Consider the following 17,176-nt stretch of genomic DNA (forward strand, 5'->3'; position numbering starts at 1 on the left):
CGATTTTTCTTGAGGCCATCACTCGGCCACCGCCGCAGGGAACAGCGGCGAAAGCCAGACGTTGATTTCCCGAAGGCGATACGGCCTCGAAGCTGGGGAGTTACGTCGTGATCCGCACCTACCAAGTCGAGCATGGCGGACTGGTTTTCGACCAGGCCCTGACGCGTCGGCAAAAGACCGTCCGCAACCGCATGACCGCCTTGACGGTGATCGTCGTTATCGCGGCGTCGGCCGGCGTGCTCCAGCATTTCAACAACCCCGCACACGGCGGTTCGGCCGAGCTCAGCTCGGGCGGATATTCCGCTGCGCGATAAGGAAGCCTGCCATGCCCGCCGATCTCGACCGTTCCGGTCCCGTCCTTAACGAAACCCGCGCCCGTCAAGGTCGCCGCGGCAAGCACGTGTTCTGGGTGCTGATCATCTCGACCGTCTTGGCTGCAATCGGCTTGTTCGGGGCCTGGGCCATGCGCTCGGGCGACCTGGCCAGCGTCGAGCACAACAACGGCGCCAAGACCACGCAGGAAGCCGGACGTTATTCCACACCCCAGACACCGGTGAAGCAAACGCCAGCTGGCTAAGCGCTGGGGATTTGCGTCACGAGCGACACACATACGAAAAAGGCCCCGGCGACGAACCGGGGCCTTCCTCGTTTTCAGGCCTGAAAGATCAGGCCGCCTTCTGGGTCCGGCGCGGATGGAAGAACAGCGCCTGGCCGATCGCCGCCTTCACCGTTTCCGGCTGGAAGGGCTTGGTGATCAGGAAGGTCGGCTCCGGACGCTCACCGGTCAGCAGGCGCTCGGGGAAGGCGGTGATGAAGATCACCGGCACATCGAGGCGCGCCAGAATATCCTTGACCGCATCGATGCCCGACGAACCATCGGCCAACTGAATGTCGGCCAGCACCAAGCCCGGGGTGCGACGGTTGACGGCCTCGACCGCTTCACCGCGGGTGGCGGCGATGTCGATGACGTCGTGGCCAAGCTCACGCACCAGGGCCTCGATATCGGCCGCGATCACCGGTTCGTCCTCGATGATGAGGACGTCAGTGGCCAGTTCGGCGTCGATCTCTTGCTGCGCTTCAGAAATCAGGCGCTCGACCTCGGCGAAATCGCAGTCGAGGATCTGCGAGGCCTCGGTCGGGGTGAAGCCCTCCAGCGCCGTCAGCAGAAACGCCTGCCGCGAACGCGGGGCGATCCGCATCAGCCGCTGCGAGGCGTCGTCACCATGACCAACGACGTCGTCGCGCCGCGCTTCGAGCTGCGCGCCGGAGGACAGCCAAATGGCGTGGAACACGCGATACAAGGCAACGCGCGGCGACAGATTGGCGTCCAACGACCTTTCACCGGCCGCCAGAGCCTCGAGCGCAACGCGCACATAATGATCGCCAGTGGTCTGGTCGCCAGTCAGCGCGCGAGCGTAGCGACGAACATAAGGCAAGTGCGGCGCTAGCCGGGCAAGAAGACTCATGACCCCTCCCGTTTGAGTGTCTTGGGAACAAAAAAACGACCGTCGCGGCAAAGCTGCGCCGTTCGCCATCGAGCACTAAACGCGGCGCGCCCTGCGCGGTTCCATTTCGCGGCGCGTCGGGGTTCCTCGAGCGGACTAGTTTTGCCACCATATGCTCAAGCTTGCGGAACCTCATACGGAATTCGACGTTGTCATCCTGCGGACACTCATTCGGCCAGGGGGCGGGCGTCGCGTTTTATCGGCGTCGAGGACATGATTGAACACGTACCCATGGAAGATCATCGCAAGGGGGCCGCCGCCCTCGATGAAGCCCGGCTCCGTCAGCAGGCTATCGGCGTCAAGCTTCGTCAGATGTTCGACGAGGTCGTGAACGAGCCTGTACCCGACGAATTCCTCGACATCCTTCGCAAGGCAGAAAAGCCTTCGGGAGAGCGTTGAACCATGACGGAAGCGCAAGTCGGCCGGTCGCCCTTCGACCCGGTCCGTGACGTGGCCTTCAAGAAGGAACTTGTCACGCTCATCCCGCATCTTCGCGCCTTCGCTCGTACTTTGACCGGCGACCCCACCGCGGCCGATGATCTGGCGCAAGACGCCATGATGAAGGCGTGGGACGCTCGGGCCAGCTTCCAGCTGGGCACCAACATGAAGGCCTGGACCTTTATGATCTTGCGCAACCAGTTCTATTCCGAGAAGCGTCGCTCCTGGCGCCAGAGCCAGCTTGATCAAGAGGCCGCCGAGCGCACCCTCGTGGCGGTTGATGATCCCGAGGCCCCGGTTGCGTTGGACGAGTTGCGGCTCAGCCTGGCCATGCTGCCGCCAGAACAGCGCGAAGCGCTGATCCTGGTGGGCGCGGGCGGGTTCGCCTACGAGGAAGCGGCCGAGATTTGCGGCTGCGCGGTCGGTACGGTGAAGAGCCGCGTCAGCCGGGCCCGGCGCGCCCTGCAGGCCATTCTGGAAGCGGGCGCCTATGACCGCGACGGTGGCGCCGCCGGCGACGCCATGTACGCCATCCTGGCCGACGCGGAGAGACTGAGCACCCTGCGGTGAAGTCTTCTCTCGGGCGCGGTTCCGACGTCGTCGGCTCCATTCGGGTCAGGTTGGCCGGGGCGCTGTTCATCGCGCTCCTCCCCGTCCTCGTTCTGGGTGTTCTTCAGTCGGTCTTCGCCTTCAAGGCGGAGGCCGATTCTCGACGTCAAAGTCTCGAACTGGCGGCAGGGCGCAGCGCGGCGATCGCCCGCGCTCGCATTGAGGCGGCCGGCGTTCTGCTGCAGACGCTTGGTCCGGGTTCGGTTGGGCTATCCTGCGCCCAGCGCCTCGACACGGTGAAGAGCCACCTTCCGGGCTATGCCAATCTGATTCGCTTCGACGCCTATGGCCGGGTGTCTTGCGCCGCCGCGACCACCCCCCCCGACGCCGCGCGTTCGGGTCGTTCCTGGTTTCAGAACCTGGCGGCCGGCTCGCACATGGTCGTGGCCAGCGTGCCGGGGGTGTCCTATGCAGACGAGCCTTCGGTGCTGACCGCTGTGCGGGCCGAGGACGCCAATGGAAAGTTCGGCGGCGCCATGGCCGCCATCCTCACGCTGTCCAGTCTGAAGCCGGAGACCGCCAATCGCTATCTGCCTGGCGGCGCCGAGGTGGCCCTGGCCGATTCCGAGGGCCACGTGTTCGCCGCCACCGATCCTCGGGCGTTCAGCGCGCCACCCCAGGCCTGGCGCGACCGCGCCGCCAAAACCGGCTCGGCCCTATGGTCGGGCTTCGACGCGGATCATGGCCATCGCGACTTCTCCGCCGCGCCCCTGGTCGGCGAGCAGGTGTTCGTCATCCTGTCGGCCAAGGCCCCCGGCTTGGCTTCCTGGGCCTGGCTGAATCCAGCGTTGCGCCTGCTGGCGCCGCTGCTGGCTTTCGTCCTCGCCCTGGCGGCGGTGCTCTACGCCACCGAGCAGGCGGTGATCCGCTGGATCGTCTATCTGCGCCGGGTGGCGGCCATCTATGCCCGGGGTCGCTTCACCGTCCGGCCGCTGCAGGCCGAGCGGGCGCCGCCGGAGATCCGCGAACTAGCCGCCACGCTCGACGACATGGCCGCCGCCATCGTCGCTCGCGACGCGTCCCTGCGCGACAGCCTGGGCGAGAAGGACGCGCTGATGCGCGAGATCCATCACCGGGTGAAGAACAACCTGCAGATCATCTCCTCGCTGCTCAACATGCAGCAGCGGGCGCTGACCGACCCAGCCGCCCGCACCGCGCTCAACGACACCCGCCAGCGGATCACCGCCCTGGCCCAGATCTACCGCGCGCTCTACCAGGGCCCAGACCTCAAGCGGGTGGACCTGCGACCGTTCCTCGAGGAATTGACCGCCTTGCTGCTGGCCGGCGACTCGATGGGTAGCGGGCCGATCCGCACCGAGGTGCATGCCGACCCGCTGGTCATCGATCCAGACCGGCTTGCGCCCCTGGCCCTGTTCGCGGTCGAGGCCATCACCAACGCCCAGAAGCACGCCCTGGGCGAGCGGGGCGGGACGCTGACCGTCGATTTCTTCGTGCGCGGCGAAGAGGCTGAACTGGCGATCGGCGACGACGGTCCCGGCGCGCCCAAGGGTCCGGTCGAGGGCGTTGGGCGGACCCTGATGACCGCCTTCGCTCGGCAGCTGCGCGGGAAACTTCTGTTCGAGGCCTCGCCAGCTGGCGGCCTGCTGGTGCGACTGATTTTCCCGACGCCGCAAGCGCCGCCGGTCGAGAGCGTAGGCGGAACCTAGCGGCGCCGCAGACGTTCTGCAGGGGCAACACTTTCAGACGCCCGTCGGGCGACCATCGGAGAACTTCCATGCGCAAGCTCATCATCCTGGCCGCCATCGCCGCCAGCCTGTCCGTCGCCGCCTGCAACACCGTCGAAGGCGCCGGCAAGGACGTCTCGTCGGCCGGCCACGCCGTCAGCGACACCGCCAAGGACGCCAAGTAAGCGTCTAGCTGCGGACTGAAGATTGAGCCCGCCGGTCAGTCGACCGGCGGGCTTTTTCGCGGATGGGCCGGGGCCTGAGGCGCCTAGGCGGCGGCGCGGAAGTTGGGGTCGCGGGTGAACAGGCCGGGATGATCGGTGACCGGCAGTACGGCCCCGGTGACCTCGGTGAGGCTCTCACCCTCGCCCATCAGCAGCACGCCGTCGTCCTCGAGGCGCGCGGCCAGGCTCTCGATAACCCGGGCGTGGACGCCGGGATCAAGCCCCGGCAGCACATTGCGCAGCAGGATGGCGTCGAACTTGCCCAGAGGCGATAGGTCGGCCATCAGATTGATCCGCCGCCAGCGCACCGCCTGGCGGATACGCGGGCTGATCGCCCACATTTCATCGGCGTTCTCGAAATGCTTGACCAGCAGCCGGATCGGCAGGCCGCGCTGCACCTCGAACTGGGTGTAGAGCCCGCTCTGGGCCTTCTCCAGGCAGCGGTCGGAAAGGTCCGACCCGAAGAATTCAAAGCGCGCGCCCGGCTCGACGCCGCGCGCGTCCGCTGCGGTCATGGCCAGGGAATAGACTTCCTGGCCGGTCGAGCAGGCGGCGCTCCAGATTCGGATCGGGCGATCGCGAGTCTGGCGCGATAGGGCCGGCAACAGCGTATCGCGCAGATGGGCGAAGGTCTCGCGGTCGCGGAAGAAGGCGGTTTCGTTGAGGGTCAGGGCCTCGACCACGGCCCAGATCAACCGGTCCTCGCGATGGGCGCGCAGGGCGGCGATCATCGCTTCAATCGACTCGAAGCCTTCACGCCGGGCCAGCGGCCCGAGACGGCTTTCAACGAGGTAGGTTTTGTCACTCTCGATCCGCAGACCGGCGCGCTGGCGGGCCAGGGCGGCCAGAAGCTCCATGTCCTCGGGAATCACAGCAGGCCCGCCTCGGCGAATTTCGCCGTGATGATGTCGCCGTCGAACGGCTTCATGATGTATTCATTGGCGCCGCAGTCCAACGCCTGGCGGATGCGCTCGATGCTGTTCTCGACGGTGCAGAACACCACGACCGGAGCGTCGCCGCCCGGCTCCTGGCGCAGATGGCGCAGGAATTCGATCCCGTTCATCACCGGCATGTTCCAGTCCAACAGAACAGCGTCAGGCATGGCCGCCCGGCACCAGGCCAGGGCCTCCACGCCATCGGCGGCCTCGGCGATCTCGAAGCCGATGTCCTCCAAGACGCGCCGGGCGACTTTTCGGATCACCCGACTGTCATCGACGACGAGGCAGGTCTTCACGGCATGCTCCAATTCAAGACCCCCAGATTGGCGCGGCGGGGGTTAAGGAGCAGTGACGTTGCGGACGATGTCCGGTCTTAATCGTCGCGAAGGGGCCTAAGCGGGAACCCATGCGGCCAGGCTGACCCGGTCTTCAGCCAATTCGACCCCGACCTGGCCGTCGGCGGCGCGCACCAAGGCGTGAAGATAAGCCGCCTGCACCCAGGGGCCGCCCAGCCCCTCGGCGAGGGCCTCGCCCTTCAGTCCGGCCAAGACCTCCGGGCGAAGCCGGGCGCGGGGGCCCAGCGCGTCGGCGGTGATGGCCACACGGCCGTCCAGGACCACGGCCTTTAGCGTCGCCACCCCGCCAGCGGGCAGGGCGCTAGCCGCGAGTTGGGCGATGTTGAGAATGGCCCGCGCACTGGCCTTGTTCAGCACAGTGGCCGGTATGTCCCACACCATGGTCGGGCGGACATGAGCGAACACACCCTGCGACAACTTTTCCAGCTCACGGGAGTCGAAGTTCTCCGCCGAGGCAGACGCGCCGAACGCGACGCGCGTGAACTGGAGCAGGTCGGCCAGCTTGCGGGCGCTGGAGGCGATCAGGCTCATGGCGTCCTCGCGCATGTCCTGGGCCGACGGGTCCTCCAGCAGGTCCAGGCCCGAGACGATGGCGCTGGCCGGACTGATGAAGTCGTGACAGAGCCGCGCGGCGACCATCGCGGCGAAGTCGGGGCCCCCTATGTCGAGCTTGGGGACGTTCAATTCCGGAGCGGGAGCGTCGGTCAGGGCGGGCGAGGGGGCGTCGGCTTCGGTCATGACGCGATCTTTGGCGTGATTTGTGGCTTTGGCAAACGGGACCGGTCGCCTATCAGGGGCGGGTGATGGATCCGTTTCTCGAGCCCGGCGTCCTCGTGCGCCATCCCGGCCAGCCCGGCTGGGGGCTGGGCCAGGTGCAATCGGTGATCGGCCATCGCGTGACCGTCAATTTCGAGGACGCCGGCAAGCAGACGGTGGACGCGACGCGCGTCAGCTTGGTCTTCGTCGGCGACGACCCCAGAGGGACCTAATGAGCACTCAAGATTTGGCCGACATGGGCCGATATCTGGCGACCATCGTCGAGGCGGCCGCCGAGGTCATCCTGCCGTTCTGGCGCACCGATCTGGACGTGGTCCGCAAGGCCGATGAAAGCCCGGTCACCGAGGCGGACCGGGCTGGCGAGCGGCTGATCCTGACCCTGCTGGCCGAACGCTTTCCCGATATCCCGGCGATCTCCGAGGAGCACGCCAGCGAGTTCGGCGCGCCCGACGTCATTGGCCCGCGCTTCTTCCTGGTCGATCCGGTGGACGGCACCAAGGCCTTCGTGCGCGGCGATCCCAATTTCACGGTCAATATCGGCCTGATCGACAACGGGGCTCCCGTGGCCGGCGCGATCTGCGCGCCCGCCACGGGCGAGATTTGGTTCACGACCGCCGACGGCGTGATCAAGCGCGACGGACCGGGCGCTGCCGAGGTCGCCGTGCGCGCCCGCCCTTGGCTGAAAGGCCAGGCCCTGGCCCTGGTCAGCCACACCATGAGCGAAGAGCGCGCGACCGAACTTGCGGCCGAATACGGCTTTGATCTGCGCGCGCCGATGGACAGTTCGATCAAACTGGTCCGCATCGCCGAGGGCGCGGCCGACCTCTATCCGCGCCACGGCCCGACCATGGAATGGGACACCGCCGCCGGCCACGCCATCCTGCTCGCAGCCGGAGGTCGCTTCACCGCGCCGGACGGCGGGCCGTTTGTCTATGGCAAGGCCGACAAGGGCTTCCGCAACGGCTGGTTCGTGGCGCGGGGGGCTTAGGGTCAAGTCCTGCCCTTGTGGGGGAGGCGATCGCGAAGCGATCGGTGGGGGGAGTTTAGGGCCATAGATCCTGCAGGAGATCACCTGCCGACCACTCCCCCCTCCGTCGGCTTCGCCGAGACCTCCCCCACTGGAGGAGGAGCTGGACCCCAGACATGGAAACGGCCGCTCCCTTTAGGGAAGCGGCCGTTTTGGTGGAGCTTAGCGGAGTCGAACCGCTGACCTCTTGCATGCCATGCAAGCGCTCTACCAGCTGAGCTAAAGCCCCAAGAGTTCAAGGATTTCCAAGTGGAAAAACCCGGAATGTCTCGGTGTCTGCGGCGGCCCCGATTGGGTGGCCCCCGAAGAGGCGCGGAACCTATGCCGGGAGGATTTTTGGATCAACCCTCCCGGCACATTTTTTCGGATATTTTTCGAGATCGTCGTTCCCGAAAAATATCTTCAATGAAAGGGCCTAGCGATCGTCGTCGTCGGCGCCCGGCAGGCCTTCGATTTCGTCGTCGAGGACGTCTTCCTCGTCTTCGTCCTCAAGGAACGGAACGTCGTCGGCTTCGTCCTCGGCCAGGTCTTCGTCCTCGGCGAAATCAACGCCCAGCTCGTCGGCGCCGGCGGCCGGGGTCGCGACCGGGTCGGTGTCGTCCTCGGCGTCGACCACATCGGCTTCCACCGCCTGGTCGATTTCCGGGGTCTCATCGACCTCGTCCTCGTAGCCGTCCGGCTCCTTGGCGGGAGCGACGGGTTTTTCGTCCTCGGCGTCATAGTCCGGCGTGATGGCGCGCGCGCGAACCCGACGCGACTTCAGCGCCTCTTCAGGATCGAACGACTCGCCGCACTTGGGACATAGGGCCGGGCGGCGGCCCAGGTCGTAGAATTTCGATTGGCAGTTGGGGCAAATTTGTTTTGCGCCCAGTTCGGGATTGGCCAAGTTGGCGACCCTTTGATCCAGATGGGGAAAGCGGCGGGTCACTTGCCATGCTAGGGAGCCGCTGTCAAAAGCAATCCCCTCGCGAAAAGCTCATGATACGGAGGCCGGTGGCGGCATGACGGCGGCTGGATTGAAGAGCACCCCTGGCGGGCCCCTGCGCGGAACGGTCCGCGCGCCCGGCGACAAGTCGATTTCGCACCGCTCGCTGATCCTGGGCGCCCTGGCTTCGGGGACCACCACGGTCGAGGGTTTGCTGGAGGGCGCCGATGTCCTGGCGACCGCCCAGGCCATGCGATCGTTCGGCGCGCGGGTCGAACAGGAGGGCGGCGGCCGCTGGCGGATCGAGGGCAAGGGCGGCTTCGTCGAGCCGTCGGACGTCGTCGACTGCGGCAATGCCGGCACCGGCGTGCGGCTGGTCATGGGCGCGGCGGCGGGCTTCCCGCTCTGCGCCACCTTCACCGGCGACCAGTCGCTGCGCGGCCGGCCGATGAGCCGGGTGCTGGATCCCCTCGCCCGGATGGGCGCAACCTGGCTGGGCCGCGACAAGGGCCGCCTGCCGCTGACCCTGAAGGGCGGCAACCTGCGCGGCCTGCAATACACCCTGCCGATGGCCTCGGCCCAGGTGAAGTCGGCCGTGCTGCTGGCTGGCCTTCACGCCGAGGGCGGGGTCGAGGTGATCGAGCCCGAAGCCACCCGCGACCACACCGAGCGCATGCTGCGCGCCTTCGGGGCCGAGGTGACCGTGGAGGACCGCGACAATGTCCGCCACATCCGCCTGCCGGCCGGCCAGAAGCTGACCGGAACCCATGTGGCGGTGCCCGGCGACCCGTCGTCGGCGGCCTTCCCGCTGGTGGCTGGCCTGATCGTCCCAGGCTCGCAAGTGACGGTCGAAGGCGTGATGCTCAACGACCTGCGCACCGGCCTGTTCACGACGCTTCAGGAGATGGGCGCGGACTTGGTGATCGCCAATATCCGCGAGGCCAGCGGCGAGCAGGTCGGCGACATCACCGCCCGCTACTCCCCCGACATGAAGGGCGTGGTTGTGCCGCCCGAGCGGGCCCCGGCGATGATCGACGAATATCCGATCCTGGCGGTGGCCGCGGCCTTCGCCGAGGGCTCCACGGTGATGCGCGGCATCGGCGAGATGCGGGTCAAGGAAAGCGATCGCATCGCCCTGACGGCGGCGGGCTTGAAGGCCTGCGGCGTCACCGTCGAGGAAGAGCCCGAGGGCATGACGGTGATCGGTACGGCGCGCGCCAATCATCCTGTGCGCGGCGGCGGCCTCGTCCACACCCACGGCGATCACCGCATCGCCATGAGCCACCTGATCCTCGGCATGGCCGCCCAGCAGCCGGTCGAGATCGACGAGCCCGGCATGATCGCCACCAGCTTCCCCGGCTTCGCGGAGATGATGCGCGGGCTGGGAGCAACGCTCGAGGACGCCTGAAGCGCTAGATACGCCATCCCACTACCGTTTTCCCAGCGAAGGCCGGGACCCAGATTCATCCTGAGCGGCTCGTGGGTTTCACCTGAGCCCCGGCCTTCGCCGGGGAGACGGATTAAATCCCTTCCGTCCGTACGTCGGGAGCGAAAGCGGAGCCTATTCATGGCCTTCATCATCGCCGTCGATGGTCCCGCCGCCTCGGGCAAGGGCACGATCGCCTCGCGCCTGGCCAAGCTCTACGGCTATCCGCTGCTGGACTCGGGGTTGCTGTACCGCGGCGTCGGCCTGAAGGTGGCGCAAGACGGCGGTGATCTCGACGACGTGAGCGTCGCGACGGCGGCGGCCCTGGCGCTGCGGCCTTCCGAACTCGAACAGCCCGAACTGCGCACCCGCGCCGCCGGCGAATTGGCCAGCCGAGTGGCGGTCCATACCCCGGTCCGGCAGGCGCTCCGCGAGTTTCAACAGCGGTTCGCCGCCCAGGAGCCGGGCAGCGTCATCGACGGCCGCGATATCGGCACGGTCATCGCGCCCGCCGCGCCGGCCAAGCTCTATGTCACCGCTTCCGCCGAAATCCGCGCCGATCGTCGCTGGAGGCAGCTTGTCGGCCAGGGCGAGGCCGTCGCCTATGACGAAATCCTGGCCGACATCAGGAAGCGCGACGAACGCGACGGCGGCCGCGCCGATTCGCCGATGACCCAGGCCGCCGACGCCGTCTTGCTTGATACGTCGGAAATGACTATAGACCAGGCCTTCGATGCGGCCCGCCGCATTGTCGAGACGGCGCGCGCCCGGTCGGGGAACCTCCCGGGCTAATCCACCGCCCGCCTCGCCGCCGCTTTGGAAGCGCCGGACCCGCCTCAAAAAACCCCACACCCGGAATCCCGAGAACCGTCATTCGACGGCTGCTCACCGCAGGGCTTCCCTCAACACGAGACTAAACATCAGCATGGCTGACGATATGAGCTTCAACCCGACGCGCGACGATTTCGAAGCGCTGTTGAACGATTCCATGGGCGGCCGCGACTTCGCGGAAGGCACCGTCGTCAAAGGCATCGTTGTCGGGATTGAAAAGGACTTCGCGATCATTGACGTCGGTCTGAAGACCGAAGGTCGCGTGCCGCAAAAGGAATTCGGTGTCGACGAGAACGGCAAGGCGACCATCAAGGTCGGCGACTCGGTCGAAGTCTTCCTGGAACGCCTGGAAAACGCCCTCGGCGAAGCGGTGATCAGCCGCGAAAAGGCCAAGCGCGAAGAAGCCTGGACTCGTCTGGAAGGCGTCTACGCCAAGAACGAACCCGTGCTCGGCGCCATCGTTGGCCGCGTCAAGGGTGGCTTCACCGTCGACCTGGGCGGCGCCTCGGCGTTCCTGCCCGGCTCGCAGGTCGATATCCGCCCGGTGCGCGACGTCGGCCCGCTGATGGGCAAGGAACAGCCCTTCGCCATCCTCAAGATGGACCGTCCGCGCGGCAATATCGTCGTCTCGCGCCGCGCCATCCTGGAAGAAGCCCGCGCCGAGCAGCGCACCGAACTGGTGTCGCAGCTGCAAGAGGGTGAAATTCGCGAAGGCGTGGTCAAGAACATCACCGACTACGGTGCGTTCGTGGACCTCGGCGGCATCGATGGCCTGCTCCACGTCACCGACATGAGCTGGAAGCGCGTCAACCACCCGTCGCAAGTCCTGGCCGTCGGCGACACCGTCAAGGTGCAGATCGTCAAGATCAACCCCGACACCCAGCGCATCAGCCTCGGCATGAAGCAGCTGCAGTCGGATCCGTGGGATGGTGTCGAAGCCAAGTACCCGGTCGGCGCCAAATTCACGGGCCGGATCACCAACATCACCGACTACGGCGCGTTTGTTGAGCTGGAAGCCGGCGTTGAAGGCCTGGTCCACGTCAGCGAAATGTCTTGGACCAAGAAGAACGTCCACCCCGGCAAGATCGTCTCGACCTCGCAGGAAGTCGACGTGGTCGTGCTGGACGTCGATCCGTCCAAGCGCCGCGTGTCGCTGGGCCTGAAGCAAGCCCTGGCCAATCCCTGGGATTCCTTCGTCGAAACCCATCCGATCGGCTCGACCGTCGAAGGCGAAGTCAAGAACGCGACCGAGTTTGGTCTGTTCATCGGCCTCGACAACGACATCGACGGCATGGTGCACCTGTCGGATATCGACTGGAGCGCGTCGGGCGAAGAGGCGATGTCGCGCTACAAGAAGGGCGACATGGTCAAGGCGAAGGTTCTCGACGTCGACGTCGAGAAGGAACGCATCTCGCTGGGCATCAAGCAGCTGGGTGGCGATCCGATGTCGGGCGACACCTATCGCAAGAACCAGACCGTGACCGTCACGGTGACGGAAGTCACCACCGGCGGCATCGAAGTTCGCTTCGGTGAAGACGACGCCCTGATGACCGCCTTCATCCGCAAGTCGGACCTGTCGCGCGATCGCCAGGAACAGCGCCCCGAGCGCTTCGCCGTGGGTGACCGCGTCGACGCTCAGATCGTGAATATCGACAAGGCGGCTCGCCGCGTTTCGATGTCGATCAAGTCGCTGGAAATGGCCGAGGAAAAGGAAGCCATCGAGCAGTTCGGCTCGTCGGACTCCGGCGCCTCGCTGGGCGACATCCTGGGCGCCGCCCTGCGCGAGCGGGCGACCCCGAAGGAATAGTCTTCTGCTCTTTTTGAGCTGAGGCAACGGCGGCCGGAGTGATCCGGCCGCCGTTTGCTTTTATCGACCCTCGATCAAGTCAGTCGTCCAGCCGACCGAACGGCGCCGTTAACCGAAGCTTTTCCTTGAAGACTCAGGGTTCCTTGGGCAAAGGTCGCACCCGCGCCAGGCCCTTCTCCCCAGGGCCGCTTAGGGCGTCGGGGATATCGATGATCAAGTCCGAACTCATCGCCAGGCTCGCGAACGAGAATCCACACCTAACCCAGAAAGACGTCGAACGCGTTGTCGGCGTCATTCTCGAGCGCATGATCGGTGCGCTCGAGGAAGGTGGCCGAGTGGAACTTCGCGGTTTCGGCGCCTTGTCGGTGCGTTCACGTCCGGCCCGCGCTGGGCGTAATCCGCGTACCGGCGAGACCGTTGACGTGCGCGCCAAGCACGTGCCGTTCTTCAAGAGCGGAAAGGAATTGCGCGGCCGTCTCAACGCCGACGAATAGGTCCAGCATGAGCGTGGTGAAGGGGTTCCGCGAGTTCATCTCTCGCGGCAACGTCATCGACCTGGCGGTCGGCGTCATCATCGGCGCGGCGTTCAACGGCATCGTCAAGAGCCTGGTCGATCAGGTGATCATGCCGCCGATCGGCCTGCTGATGGGTGGACTCGACTTTTCCAAGCTGGAATGGGTGCTGAAGCCCGAGAATCCCGCCACCACGGTCGTCGAGAAGGTGGCTATCCAGTACGGCGCCTTCATAAACACCGTGATCCAGTTCGTGATCGTTGCGACGGTGGTGTTCCTGCTGGTCAAGCTGGTCAACAAGATCCGCCGCGCCGACGCCGAGGACCCCGCGACCGAGGCGCCGGCGGCCCCGACACCGGAAGAGAAGCTGCTCACCGAGATCCGGGACCTGCTCGCCGCCAAGGGCTGACCTTCCAAGTCCTCCCCCCACAGGGGGAGGACTTTCACTACTTCCCCTTCACCAGGGTCGGGCTGTCGAGATCCAGCTGGCTGACAGGGATTTCCACGGCGCCCGGCAGCACGGCCTTGACCGTGCCGCCGAAGGTCTTGGCGTCGCCCACCACGATGACGCTGGTCTGGGCCGGGTCGAGCATGGTCTTGGAGAAGGCCTGGACATCGGCGGCTGAGACCGCCTCGATCTTGCTCGTGAACACCTGGATCTCGTCCAGCGGCACGCCATAGATCGCCAGATTGCCCAGTATGCCACCCAGGCCTTCCGAGGTGCCCAGGTCACGGCCAAAGTCGCCGACCAGCACCGACTTGCGGGCCGCCAGTTCGCCGGTCGAGGCCGGGGTGTCGCCCAGCCGGGCCAGCTCTTCCTTGATCAAGGTCACCACCTGGGCGGCCGACTCGTTCTTGGTCTGGACATTGGCCGAGAAGCCGCCGATCGCGGCGCGGGGCGACAGGCTGGACCCTGCCCCGTAGGAGAGGCCGCGCTTGATGCGGATCTCCTGGTTCAGGCGCGAGGAATAGCCGCCGCCCAGCACGCCATTGGCGACCAGGCCGGCATAGTAGCGCGGGTCGCTGCGCAGGATGGCCGGCTTGACCACCACCACGGCGGCCTGACCGGCCCCCGGCAGGTCGATGATCAGGTTGCGCGGCGCATAGCCGGTCGGACCCTTGATCGGGGCGGGCGCGGCGCCGGCCGGCCTGACCCAGCCGCCGAACGCGGTCTCGGCCAGGGCGAAACCCTGCTCGGGGGTCAGGTCGCCGGTCAGGATCAGTATGGCGTTGTCGGGCCGCCAATAGGCGGCGTGGGTCTTGACCAGAGAGTCGCGGGTGATCTTCGGTAGAGACCCCGGTGTGCCGCTGGCAACGTGGCCATAGCCCGATCCGGCATAGATCACGGTCGGCGCCGCGAAGCCGGCCACCGCCCCGGGACGCTGCAGGCTGACCGACAGGCCGTCCAGGGCCTCGGCCTTCACCCGCTCCAGTTCGTCGGCCTTGAAGGTCGGGTTCTCGGCCACGTCGGCCATGATCGCCAGGCCCTGAGGGGCCTTGTCGGCGATGATACTGAGGGTCAGGGACGAGGCTTCCCAGCCTGAACCCGCTTCCAGATTGGCGCCCAGGGCCTCGGTGGCGGCGGCCACCTGGGTGGCGGTGCGGGTCTTGGTGCCTTCGGTGAGCAACTCGGCGGTCAGGCTGGAGACGCCCGCCAGGCCGGCTGGATCGGCGCCCGAACCGCCGCGAACGGTCAGATCGGCGGTGATCAGCGGCAGGTCGCTGGACTTGGCGACGATCACCCGCAGGCCGTTGGCCAGAGTCTTCTCGACCGGCGAGGGCAGGACCGGGGCGACGGGCGCGCCGGCGACGGGCGGGGCCAGGCGTTCGGCCTCGGGCGCCAGGCTGGTGACGGCCCCGCTGAAGGTCACCGACGGCGTCGGCTTGGGCGCGTCGAACGGGTCCCTGGCCCCGGCCGGACGGGCCGACTCCGGCAGGTAGCGGACGGTCACCTTGCGATCGTCGGCCAAGTACGTCTTGGCCACCCGCTGGACGTCGACGGCGGTGACGGCCTGCAGGGCGGCCAGGTCGGTGTTGGCGCGAGCGGCGTCACCCTCGGTGCGCAGGGCGTAGCCGATGGCGAAGGCGCGGCCATCGATGGTCTCGCGACTGCGGACGGCGTCGGCCAGCAGCCCAGCCTTGGCCTCGGCCAGTTCGGCGGCCGTCGGCGGCGCGGCGCGCAGCTTGGCGACCTGGGCGGTCAGCGAGGCCTCGCCCTGCTCCACCGTCTTGCCGCCGGCCATGATCGCGCCGACATAGAAGATCCCTGGCTGGGCGTTGGTGCTGGTCGAGGAGAAGATCGATTGGGCGATCTTCTGGTCATAAACCAAGGCGTCATACAGTCGCGACGACTTGCCAGCCGACAGGATGGCGTCGAGCACCGACAGGGCCGGAGCGTCCGGATTGGCGGCGGCCGGGGCCAGCCAGGTCATGGCCACGGCCGGCAGCGGCACGTTGGGACCATAGGTGGTGACGATTTTCGCCCCCGTGCGCGGCGGCTCGACCACGGTGACCGGCTTGATCGCCGACGCCGGGGTCTTCAGCGGCGCGAAATACTGGTCGATCCAGGCGTTGAGCTGGGCCTCGTCATAGTTGCCGACCACGATCAGGGCGGCGTTGTCGGGGCGATAATAGGCGGCGTGGAAGGCGCGGACATCATCGACGGTGGCGGCGTCCAGCTCCTCGATCGAGCCGATGCCCGGGCGCTTGTAGGGGTGCTGGGCGAACGAGGCCTGGGTGATGTTCAGCGAGAAGAACCGGCCATAGGGATTGGCCAGCACCCGCTGGCGCAGCTCTTCCTTGACCACGTCGCGCTCGGACTTGAACACCGCGTCGTCGATGACCAGCGAGCTCAGGCGCTCGGCTTCGGCCCACAACAGGCGCTGCAAGTGGTTGGCCGGCACGACCTCGTAATAGTTGGTGAAGTCGTCATAGGTGGAGGCGTTGTTGAAGCCGCCGACGTCCTCGGTCAGCCGGTCGAAATATTCGGTGGGCATGTTACGCGTCGATTTGAACATCAGGTGTTCGAACAGGTGTGCGAAGCCCGAGCGGCCTTCGGGATCGTCCTTGCTGCCGACGCCGTACCAGACCTGCACCGTCACGTTGGGCGTGGTGGCGTCGCGGGCGGTATAGACCTTCAGGCCGTTGGCCAGGGTCCGTTCCTCGTAGACGATCGGCGGCACGGTTACGCCGGCGACGGGGGCCGTGGGCTTGGTCTGGGCGTGGGCGATCGGCGAAAGAGCGGTCGTGGAGAGAGCCAGCGCCACGAGGGCGGCCTTGGCGGCGGGACGGATCATGAGGTCGACGCTCCGGAAATCTGAAGGCGCGACCCTATCACCGGTGTCGGAGGCGCCAAGCTTACCGTCTTGTCATGAAAGCCGGCTGGCTCACCGCGCCGCCGCCACGCTCTCGCGGCGCAGGGCGCGGAGGGCGGCGGGCACGTCGCGGCGCATGGCCATGGCCGCCAGGCCGGACGGCATGCCGTAGGGGGCGCGGGCCCGGTTCTGATAGGTGACGCGCGTGGCCTTGCCGCCGTTGCGGGACTCCAGCAGCCACGCGCCCTCGCAATCCTTGATGTCGCCATCCACGCAGCGGAAGACGATCTTGCGGGGCGGATCCAGTTCCAGGCGCGAGACCGAATGGAAGGCCGGCAGCAGGAAGCTCCACTTGATCACGTGCTCGCGGGTCTCGGTCCGCCCGGAGGGGTCGCGCGACAATACCGTGCAGCGCCGAACGCTGGGGGTCATGCGCGCGGCGCGCTGGCAGTCGAGGATGGTGCGCCAGACAGCGTCCGGCGGCGCGTCTATGTCGATCATCGCCCGCACCGATCCGCCGCGGCCGCCCGCATCGGGATGGGCGTCCAGGGCGATGTCGCCGCGTTCGACCTGGCGCACCCAATCGGCGTTGGCCGCGTTCGCGGCCATGGCGAGCTCCGGACAGGCCAGCATCATCACGGCAACGACGAAACCAAGTCTGGGCATGGGCGGAAGCCTAGAGCATTCCGATCTGATTATACCAGATCGGAATGCTCTAGATTTTGACTTAGCGCATTTTCTTCACGCGAACCGGAATCCACTTCGCTCGAAAACGCTACGGCCGGTTTCCGCCCCGGCGCGC

The 17,176-nt window shown here is 66.8% G+C and carries 20 protein-coding genes and 1 tRNA gene; 13 read left to right on the forward strand and 8 right to left on the reverse strand.

Annotated features, from left to right (window positions below; genetic code table 11):
• The first annotated feature begins 107 nt into the window (after positions 1-107).
• Positions 108-314 carry a hypothetical protein gene (locus tag ACP7AG_RS00970; protein ID WP_426029463.1) on the forward strand — a complete coding sequence of 69 codons (207 nt, stop codon included), beginning with the start codon at positions 108-110 and terminating at the stop codon, positions 312-314.
• An 11-nt stretch (positions 315-325) separates the two neighbouring features.
• Positions 326-577 (forward strand): hypothetical protein, encoded by a 252-nt coding sequence (locus tag ACP7AG_RS00975; RefSeq protein ID WP_426010723.1) that lies wholly within the window; start codon positions 326-328, stop codon positions 575-577.
• Positions 578-665: 88 nt separating this feature from the next.
• On the opposite strand, the gene ACP7AG_RS00980 is transcribed toward ACP7AG_RS00975, so the two are convergent.
• Positions 666-1,466: a response regulator gene (locus tag ACP7AG_RS00980; RefSeq protein WP_426010724.1), complete on the reverse strand. Its 801-nt coding sequence runs from the start codon at positions 1,464-1,466 to the stop codon at positions 666-668.
• Positions 1,467-1,718: 252 nt separating this feature from the next.
• Between ACP7AG_RS00980 and ACP7AG_RS00985 the strand changes: the two genes are divergently transcribed.
• The 4 genes from ACP7AG_RS00985 (at position 1,719) to ACP7AG_RS01000 (ending at position 4,422) form a co-directional block, all read left to right on the forward strand.
• Positions 1,719-1,904: a NepR family anti-sigma factor gene (locus ACP7AG_RS00985; protein ID WP_012284186.1), complete on the forward strand. Its 186-nt coding sequence runs from the start codon at positions 1,719-1,721 to the stop codon at positions 1,902-1,904.
• Between the two features lie 3 nt (positions 1,905-1,907).
• Positions 1,908-2,513: a sigma-70 family RNA polymerase sigma factor gene (locus ACP7AG_RS00990; RefSeq protein WP_426010726.1), complete on the forward strand. Its 606-nt coding sequence runs from the start codon at positions 1,908-1,910 to the stop codon at positions 2,511-2,513.
• Positions 2,510-4,219 carry a sensor histidine kinase gene (locus ACP7AG_RS00995; RefSeq protein ID WP_426010728.1) on the forward strand — a complete coding sequence of 570 codons (1,710 nt, stop codon included), beginning with the start codon at positions 2,510-2,512 and terminating at the stop codon, positions 4,217-4,219. The genes ACP7AG_RS00990 and ACP7AG_RS00995 overlap by 4 nt, the downstream gene beginning before the upstream one ends.
• A 68-nt stretch (positions 4,220-4,287) precedes the next feature.
• On the forward strand, positions 4,288-4,422 hold the full coding sequence (locus ACP7AG_RS01000; RefSeq protein WP_426010729.1) for an entericidin A/B family lipoprotein: 135 nt from the start codon (positions 4,288-4,290) through the stop codon (positions 4,420-4,422).
• Between the two features lie 83 nt (positions 4,423-4,505).
• Here the strand turns inward: ACP7AG_RS01000 and ACP7AG_RS01005 are convergent, their stop codons facing one another.
• From ACP7AG_RS01005 to chpT, 3 genes are all read right to left on the reverse strand, one after another.
• Positions 4,506-5,333 carry a CheR family methyltransferase gene (locus ACP7AG_RS01005; RefSeq protein WP_426029464.1) on the reverse strand — a complete coding sequence of 276 codons (828 nt, stop codon included), beginning with the start codon at positions 5,331-5,333 and terminating at the stop codon, positions 4,506-4,508.
• The gene (locus ACP7AG_RS01010; RefSeq protein WP_426010732.1) at positions 5,330-5,707 is read right to left on the reverse strand and encodes a response regulator; all 378 of its coding nucleotides are present in this window, start codon (positions 5,705-5,707) and stop codon (positions 5,330-5,332) included. The genes ACP7AG_RS01005 and ACP7AG_RS01010 overlap by 4 nt, the downstream gene beginning before the upstream one ends.
• An 84-nt stretch (positions 5,708-5,791) precedes the next feature.
• Positions 5,792-6,493, reverse strand: coding sequence for a histidine phosphotransferase ChpT (gene chpT, locus ACP7AG_RS01015; RefSeq protein ID WP_426029465.1), 702 nt, complete (start codon positions 6,491-6,493; stop codon positions 5,792-5,794).
• A gap of 62 nt (positions 6,494-6,555) precedes the next feature.
• Here chpT and ACP7AG_RS01020 point away from each other — a divergent pair, with 62 nt between their 5' ends.
• Complete coding sequence (locus ACP7AG_RS01020; protein WP_426029466.1) at positions 6,556-6,744, forward strand: DUF3553 domain-containing protein; 189 nt, start codon at positions 6,556-6,558, stop codon at positions 6,742-6,744.
• Complete coding sequence (gene cysQ / locus ACP7AG_RS01025; protein WP_426029467.1) at positions 6,744-7,520, forward strand: 3'(2'),5'-bisphosphate nucleotidase CysQ; 777 nt, start codon at positions 6,744-6,746, stop codon at positions 7,518-7,520. Before ACP7AG_RS01020 ends, cysQ begins: the two co-directional genes overlap by 1 nt.
• A 192-nt stretch (positions 7,521-7,712) precedes the next feature.
• Here cysQ and ACP7AG_RS01030 read toward each other — a convergent pair.
• Both ACP7AG_RS01030 and ACP7AG_RS01035 read right to left on the reverse strand, forming a co-directional pair.
• A tRNA-Ala gene (locus tag ACP7AG_RS01030) sits at positions 7,713-7,788 on the reverse strand.
• Positions 7,789-7,974: 186 nt separating this feature from the next.
• Complete coding sequence (locus ACP7AG_RS01035) at positions 7,975-8,445, reverse strand: TIGR02300 family protein (protein ID WP_426010738.1); 471 nt, start codon at positions 8,443-8,445, stop codon at positions 7,975-7,977.
• 115 nt (positions 8,446-8,560) lie between these two features.
• Between ACP7AG_RS01035 and aroA the strand changes: the two genes are divergently transcribed.
• The 5 genes from aroA to mscL all read left to right on the forward strand — a co-directional run bounded on the left by aroA (position 8,561) and on the right by mscL (position 13,469).
• Positions 8,561-9,892, forward strand: a complete 1,332-nt coding sequence (gene aroA, locus ACP7AG_RS01040; RefSeq protein ID WP_426010740.1) for a 3-phosphoshikimate 1-carboxyvinyltransferase — start codon at positions 8,561-8,563, stop codon at positions 9,890-9,892.
• Between the two features lie 159 nt (positions 9,893-10,051).
• A complete protein-coding gene (gene cmk / locus ACP7AG_RS01045; protein ID WP_426029468.1) occupies positions 10,052-10,702 on the forward strand; it encodes a (d)CMP kinase in 651 nt (216 codons plus the stop codon).
• Positions 10,703-10,835: 133 nt separating this feature from the next.
• Entirely contained in the window at positions 10,836-12,548 is a 1,713-nt protein-coding gene (gene rpsA, locus ACP7AG_RS01050; RefSeq protein ID WP_426010744.1) for a 30S ribosomal protein S1, read from the forward strand.
• A 209-nt stretch (positions 12,549-12,757) separates the two neighbouring features.
• Positions 12,758-13,042 carry an integration host factor subunit beta gene (locus ACP7AG_RS01055; protein WP_007676040.1) on the forward strand — a complete coding sequence of 95 codons (285 nt, stop codon included), beginning with the start codon at positions 12,758-12,760 and terminating at the stop codon, positions 13,040-13,042.
• 7 nt (positions 13,043-13,049) lie between these two features.
• The gene (gene mscL / locus ACP7AG_RS01060) at positions 13,050-13,469 is read left to right on the forward strand and encodes a large-conductance mechanosensitive channel protein MscL (RefSeq protein ID WP_426029469.1); all 420 of its coding nucleotides are present in this window, start codon (positions 13,050-13,052) and stop codon (positions 13,467-13,469) included.
• A gap of 37 nt (positions 13,470-13,506) precedes the next feature.
• Here the strand turns inward: mscL and ACP7AG_RS01065 are convergent, their stop codons facing one another.
• Positions 13,507-16,356 (reverse strand): M16 family metallopeptidase, encoded by a 2,850-nt coding sequence (locus tag ACP7AG_RS01065; RefSeq protein ID WP_426029470.1) that lies wholly within the window; start codon positions 16,354-16,356, stop codon positions 13,507-13,509.
• Positions 16,357-16,446: 90 nt separating this feature from the next.
• The gene (locus tag ACP7AG_RS01070) at positions 16,447-17,040 is read right to left on the reverse strand and encodes an SRPBCC family protein (protein WP_426029471.1); all 594 of its coding nucleotides are present in this window, start codon (positions 17,038-17,040) and stop codon (positions 16,447-16,449) included.
• Positions 17,041-17,176: the final 136 nt, after the last annotated feature.

This window comes from Caulobacter sp. DWP3-1-3b2, assembly GCF_049896325.1.
In the GTDB taxonomy this organism is placed as follows: domain Bacteria; phylum Pseudomonadota; class Alphaproteobacteria; order Caulobacterales; family Caulobacteraceae; genus Caulobacter.